7 protein-coding genes are annotated in these 6060 nt (G+C 71.3%); all 7 read right to left on the reverse strand.

All coding sequences use genetic code 11. The features are described 5' to 3' along the window. Window positions 1-48: 48 nt before the first annotated feature. Entirely contained in the window at window positions 49-1434 is a 1386-nt protein-coding gene (locus ACFCY7_RS20580) for a tyrosine-type recombinase/integrase (RefSeq protein WP_376487076.1), read from the reverse strand. Beyond that, window positions 1431-1637 carry a helix-turn-helix transcriptional regulator gene (locus tag ACFCY7_RS20585; protein ID WP_376487078.1) on the reverse strand — a complete coding sequence of 69 codons (207 nt, stop codon included), beginning with the start codon at window positions 1635-1637 and terminating at the stop codon, window positions 1431-1433. The genes ACFCY7_RS20580 and ACFCY7_RS20585 overlap by 4 nt, the downstream gene beginning before the upstream one ends. Window positions 1638-2082: 445 nt before the next feature. After that, entirely contained in the window at window positions 2083-3558 is a 1476-nt protein-coding gene (locus tag ACFCY7_RS20590; protein ID WP_376487081.1) for an ATP-binding protein, read from the reverse strand. A gap of 1 nt (window position 3559) precedes the next feature. Continuing rightward, complete coding sequence (locus ACFCY7_RS20595) at window positions 3560-4399, reverse strand: DNA primase (protein ID WP_376487083.1); 840 nt, start codon at window positions 4397-4399, stop codon at window positions 3560-3562. Continuing rightward, on the reverse strand, window positions 4396-5124 hold the full coding sequence (locus ACFCY7_RS20600; protein ID WP_376487085.1) for a DNA methylase: 729 nt from the start codon (window positions 5122-5124) through the stop codon (window positions 4396-4398). The genes ACFCY7_RS20595 and ACFCY7_RS20600 overlap by 4 nt, the downstream gene beginning before the upstream one ends. An 81-nt stretch (window positions 5125-5205) precedes the next feature. Beyond that, complete coding sequence (locus tag ACFCY7_RS20605) at window positions 5206-5565, reverse strand: hypothetical protein (RefSeq protein ID WP_376487088.1); 360 nt, start codon at window positions 5563-5565, stop codon at window positions 5206-5208. A 76-nt stretch (window positions 5566-5641) separates the two neighbouring features. Then, window positions 5642-6060, reverse strand: a 419-nt coding sequence (locus ACFCY7_RS20610) for a hypothetical protein (protein ID WP_376487090.1), incomplete at its 5' end; no start/stop codon positions are given.

Consider the following 6060-nt stretch of genomic DNA (forward strand, 5'->3'; position numbering starts at 1 on the left):
CCCTCTACCAGCCTGTGTGGACGGCGCGTGGACGGCCGTCCGGGCCGATCAGGCCCTGGCGGGGGTGCCGGCGCGATGCTGGTTCAACCGGGCGGAGATCTTGGCGTTCGCGGCCTCGTCGCCACCCTTCAGGAACTTCGCGTACACCCGGAAGAGGACGGCGACCGAGTGGCCGGCCCGCTGGGCGACGAGCTGAGGCTCCACCCCGGAGCTGAGCCACGTCGAGACGGCAGCGTGACGAAGGTCATACGGTCGCTTGGCCAGCTTCGATTCCTGTTCGGGCGGGCTGAGCGCTTCCTGCCGCGCGTTCGCCCAGACCTCGCCGTAGCCGCTCTCCTGCACCATGCCGCCCCGGGCCGTCCGGAAGACTCGGCCGTCCGGGTGTGTGCCGTAAAGGGTGACGTGCCACCGCAGCTTCGCGACCAGCTCGGGCGGGATCGGCACGTGCCGGACGGCCTTCCGCGTCCGATGCTTCAGGCCTCGCCGGTCGTGTGCCTCGCCGCTGTCCGTCCAGGAGCTCCCGGACCGCGCCCGGCTCTCCCGGAGCCGTACGAGCCCCCACCCGCGCCGGGGCAGGTCGAAGTCCTGGAGCCGCACGCCGACCAGCTCACCGGGTCGGGCGCCCGCGTAGTACAGGCACCCGAAGAACGCCTCCAGGTGCCGCCCGCGGTCTCCCTGCCGGCCGACGGCGGCGAGGAGCGCGGCTGCCTGCGCCGGATCCGGTACAACCTCGGGGTCTACTTCCTCTTCCACCCGCTCCGGCGCCTTCCACTTGATCGCGGCCATGGGGTTCTCACCCAGCAGCTCGGCGTCCACGGCGATGCCGAGGGCCTGATGGAAGATGGCTCGCTTCCGAGCGATGACGGAGCCGGACGACGTCTTCCCGTCGAGCCGCCGGGCGCAGGCGTCGAGGGCCCGGCGGACGAGCATCCGGTCGGAGAGCTGGGACGTGGGGACAGATTTTCGCTCGACCCACGCGAGCAGTGCGGCCACTTCCTCCGGCGTCTCCTCCTTCCACCGGTTCACGTTGAAGCCCCAGGTGTAGAGGGCGCGGCGAACGGCCTTCTGGTCGCCCATGCCCTTGGTGTCCTTCACCAGGGCGAGCGTCACGGTGGCCATGGCCTCGGCGAGGTTCCGGCGAGTGGAGGCGGGGGAGTGGTCCCACTTCATCTCCACGTAGTTCCTGGCGTGCTGGTACCAGGAGATGTCCTTGGCCTTCTGGACCATCGACTTCGGCAGGCCGCTGTCGACGTCCCACGGCTCGCCCTGGCGGGTCGCCGTGATGAACTGCGCGCGCCGGCTCTCCGCGAGCCCGAGCGTCAGGAAGGACTCGGAGTGCGGCCGCGTACCGACCTGCCAACGGAGCTGGTACGGCTTGCGATACGGCCGCTTCCTGATGCTCCAGATCCGTACGGTGTAGCTCCAGTCGGTCACGCGGTCTCCAGTTCGTTCAGGAAGGCGTCGAGCACACTGCGGCGGACCCGCAGGTGCCCGTTGGGCAGGCGCTTCACCTCGGGGCCGTAGCCGCGGTTGCGCCAGCGGTAGTAGGTGGCTCGGGTGATGCCGATCTCGGTGAGGACGTCGGTCAGGGGGAGCCACTCGTCGACGGGCTGACGGCGGCGGGCGGGGTGGGCCATCGGGTCTCCTCTTCGGAGTCGAGCGGCGAATGTGTCCGAGGTCGGGATTTCTGCGTCACTGCGTCATCAGCGTCACTCGAAGCGCTGACCTGCAGGTTTCGGTGACGGAGGGGGTGACGTGCTGCGTCACCGGTGACGCAGACGTCCGTCACGGGGTGACGCAGGTGACGCAAGGTGACGCAGGCTTTCGGGCTCTGCGTCACCCCTGTTGATGCAGGTCAGTCCCGGTTTCCGGGGCCGTGGTGACGCAGGTGACGCAGCAGTTCCTACTTAGGAAAGAGAGGGCTGTGTCTGTTGTTGTGCGCGCCTTCGGGCGTGAATGGGGAGCCGCGAAGCGGCACGCCCTTGGGGCGGCGGCAAGCCGCCGAAGAGCAAGAGGAGCACCGCCGCGCCGGGACGGGGGTGCTCCTCTTGCCTGTGCGGTCGGGACCGGGTGGCGCGCGGTCTAGAACATCTGCTGCGGCTCGTTCTGAGGGGGTGCGGGGCGGGCGATCTCGATGTAGCGGGCGCTGTTCTTGCGGCCCCAGTCGACGTAGACGCTGCGTGCGGTGAGGACGGGCTGGAGGCGCTTGAGGCGGTCGGAGAGAACCTTGCCGGTGGTGGGCCACCCCTTCGGGAGCGGACGGAACTCTCCCTCGCCGGTGTAGAGCTGGGTCAGGGCGTGCAGCCACTCGGCCGAGGTCATGCGGACCTCGGTGCCGGGGGCGATGCCGGCGGCGTGTTTGAGGACGGTCTGGGCGAGGAGGTCGCCCTCGATGACGTCGTCGTTGAGGTCGTCCAGGCTCGCCCGGTAGGCGTCCAGCGCGCCGAGGCCGGTCGCGGCGTCGAGCTGGGCGCAGAGGTGGGCGAAGTCGGCCATGCGCAGGTCGGTGGGGATGTCGGCCTGGGTGGCGCGGAGCTGGACGGCGAGGTCGAGCAGGGAACCGAGGATGACCGGCAGGGCCTCGGCGAAATCCGCCCACAGCTCCTCCTCGGTCCGCCGCACCTTGGGGCGTTCCAGGCGGAGGGGGAGGAGGCGTTCGGCGAGGTCGGGGCGGATGACGCCGACGTCGATCCCGGTCAGCAGCAGCGGCCGGCGGTAGCGGGAGCGCACGACGTCGCCGTCGGTGAACAGGGCCCGTTTCACCGTCTCGGCGCCGGTGACGATGCAGCACAGCAGGTCGGAGAGGTCGGGGCCGAGGTGGGAGAGGTTGTCCAGGGCGGTGACCCACCCGGCGGCCACGGCCGCGATCAGGCTCTCCTCGTCCTTCGGGGAGCGCCGCAGGTCGGCGCTCATGCCCTCGATGATCCGGATGAGCATCCGGCCGCCGGTGGACTTGCCCGCGCCCTGGGGGCCGGTGAGGAACGGGGCGGGGACGGGGACGGAGGGGCCGAGGCAGCCGACGAGCCAGGCCACGGCCAGGGACTCGGTGCGGGCGTCAGCGAAGTTGCACAGCCGCAGCAGCAGGTCCAGGCCCTTGCCGTTGGTGTCCTTCGCGGGCAGCGGCAGTTCCCCGGTGAGCTGGGTGCGCCGCCAGCACACCTCGCGCGGCTCGGGGGTGAGGATCTCCCATCCGGTGGGGTGGATGCGGACGGACTTGCCGTCGTCGCGTCCCAGGTCGAGCCACGTCGCCCCGCCGCTGCCCGGAGCGACGCGGATGTGGACGGGCTGGACCTCTTCGGTCATCGCCAGTGCCTCGATCAAGTCCAATGCCTCCTTGAGGGCGGTTCCGTTGAACACGCCGTAGCCGTCCTTGAACAGGCCGACCATGAGTTCCTGCCGGTGGCTTCCCGTGGTGCCCTGGGAGCGGATCGGGCGGGCGATGGGCTGGCCGTTGCGCTGGGCGTAGACGGTGCCATCAGCGGTGCGGAAGTAGCGGAAGTTGGCCTGCGCGTAGTCGGTGATGACTTCGCGGGCGGGGTTCTTCTCGTCCTCGGGCATGTCACATCCCCAGTGCGGTCTGGGCGTTGGACCAGGCGTCCGTGCAGTGCCGGGGCGATTCGCCCTTGGTCTGCGCGGCGGTGAACAGGCGGGCGATGTGGGCCTCGGTGAGGCAGCCGCAGCGGCCGTGGGCGGAGAGCACCGCCAGGAAGGTCCGGTACACCGTGGCGTGGATCGCGCTGGCGGCGTCGGTGATGCGCTGCTCGGCCATGGCGATGCCGCGCTCCAGGTAGGCGGGCGAGCGGTGCCGGCACTCCCCACCCCCGGCCGGCGCGGACACGGTGACTGCCCGGAGCGCCGGCCGGACCGAGGTGGGCTTCTTCTCGGCAAGCGCGCGGACGACGTCCGGCAGCTCCGCCAGGGTGCCGGTGCCGGGGCCGAGCCACCGGGCGTAGGACATCAGGGACTTGATGTCGACACCGGCCCGCACGCCGTTCACGGAACGCATGGTGCCGGAGTAGATCCAGTGTTCGCCCCGGGTCGTGGCCACGGTGCGGGTTGGGGGCAGGGTGGTGCGGGCCCAGGTGACGGCGACGGGGTTGTCGAGGTCGACGACGGTGACGCCGCCGCCGCCGGGGTGGTAGCCGATGGCCCGTGCCCGGCGCCATGCGGCCGCCCACTGCGGGGAGCCGAGGACGGCCGGGGCGAAAGTGGCGGCGGCCCAGCCGTGGCACGGCCACGGGCAGGCGCACGGCCCGGGGGTGGCCATGTTCGGCCGCCCGCCGCACGCCAGGTCCTCGCAGGCCCGGCAGTTGCCGAACGGCCTCTTGTCGGCCCGCAGGGGCAGGACCGGGAGCCCGCTTTCGGCGAGGCCGAGGGCGATGGTGGGGATGCTGTTCACGCGGCCACCCCCGCCCGTGCCTGGGAGAGGAAGGCGGTGCCGAGCCACTGGGAGAACGCGGGCGGAATGGCCTCCGTCAGCTCTTCGCGGACGTCGGTCCATGTGATGCCCATGGCCGACTGGAGTTCGGGGACGGTGGGCTTGCCACCGCCGTTGCCGTACGGGGCGACGTACGGCCCGTCGAAGAACTCGCCGTGCCGCCAGCCCCTCACCCTGCCCCGGTGCTTGAGGTGGGTGGGCTGGGCGGCGGTCCAGCGGCCAAGCTCGAAGTTGCGGTGGCGCAGGACGCCGAGGGAGAACATCTCCCCGCACAGGTACAGATCCTTACGGATGTCCGCCTTGCCGTTGGGCTGCTCGATCACGTACGGCAGCCCGGACGCCTCCAGCAGGACGCGGGTGGGCGCCACGAGGTCGACGTGACGGCCACCCCATCCCTTGGAGCGGTTGGTGCCGACGGTCAGGTTGCACTTGTCCTGGCACGGCGGAGAGGAGTGGACGAACGCGAACCGCTCGATCTCCCCGGAGGCGATCATGGCGGAGAGGTACTCCAGGGCATCGGCCTGGACGAACCTGAAGGGGTAGTTCGGCCGCGGGGCGATGTCGACGCCGACGACGTCGAACCCGGCACGCCGATAGCCGGTCCCGGCGCCGCCGGCGCAGCAGAACAGGTCCAGCAACAACGGCCGGACGGCGCGCTCTCGCCGGATGAGGGTGCGTTGAGTCATGCTGAGTGTCTCCAGTTCGTAGGTGTTCTGGATTGAGGGCGGCCCCGGATCTGGCGAGATGGGGGGCCGCCCTTCTTGCTGTCAGGCGGCGAACAGGCCGCGCTGCTCCTGCCCCGGGCCCTCGATTTCTCGGGGGCCGGACAGGGCGTTGGTGGTGATGACCTGGCCGAGGATCGGGGCGCGCTGGTCGGTGATGGGGCCGTCGTTGTGGAACCGCCAGGTGCCGACGTCGTGCTGCTGTGGCTTGGCCTTCGTCGGCACGGTGTAGCGGCGGGGTTCGCCGGGGCAGGCGGCGTTCCAGGCCTCCGCGCACACCTTGTGGACGGGTTCCCCGGCGTGTGACCGCAGCGGGGTCGCCCTGCCGCACAGGCAGCAGGGCCGGTCCTGGGTGTGGTCGAAGTGGCGGCTGCCGCCCCAGTCGAGGTACGGGACCTGTTCCACGGCCCCGGCCCCTACCGGTCGTGGGGCGGGGTGAGGAGGTCGAGCGAGGCGGTGATGTGCTGCATACGGCTGCTCCTCAGTGGTGGTTGATGGTGCCGTTGGCGCGGCCGAACAGGCCGGTCGCGGTGATGTTCTGGGTGATGTGCGTCGTCGACCCCGTCCCGCGGCTTCCGGTGCCGGTTGCGGCGCGGCGGGCTCCTCGGAGGAGGAAGGGGACGGCGGTGACGGCGGCGACGATGAGGGCGGCGGCGGACCAGAGGGCGTGGCTCATGGCGATGAGTCCCGGGGCGGCGTAGGAGAGTCCGATGCCGGCGGCGGCGATCCCGCCGCCGACGGTGGGGGCGAGCAGGGCGGTGGTCTTGGCCCACGCGGGGATCGGCTGCGCGGCCGGAACCGTCGCGGGTGTCGGGGTGGTGGGGTGGGTGTAGGCGAGGGTGCGGACCCCGTTGGGGAGGGTGACCCAGTCGACGCCGGGCGGGATCTCGGCGGGCAGGA

Origin of the sequence: Streptomyces sp. NPDC056361 (assembly GCF_042262805.1) — a bacterium.
Taxonomy (GTDB): Bacteria; Actinomycetota; Actinomycetes; order Streptomycetales; family Streptomycetaceae; genus Streptomyces.

Bases quoted from the DNA above. Each gene is read 5' to 3' on its own strand.
- ACFCY7_RS20600 (WP_376487085.1), bottom strand. From the start codon at position 5,124: ATGACTCAACGCACCCTCATCCGGCGAGAGCGCGCCGTCCGGCCGTTG.
- ACFCY7_RS20590 (WP_376487081.1), bottom strand. From the start codon at position 3,558: ATGCCCGAGGACGAGAAGAACCCCGCCCGCGAAGTCATCACCGACTAC.
- ACFCY7_RS20585 (WP_376487078.1), bottom strand. From the start codon at position 1,637: ATGGCCCACCCCGCCCGCCGCCGTCAGCCCGTCGACGAGTGGCTCCCC.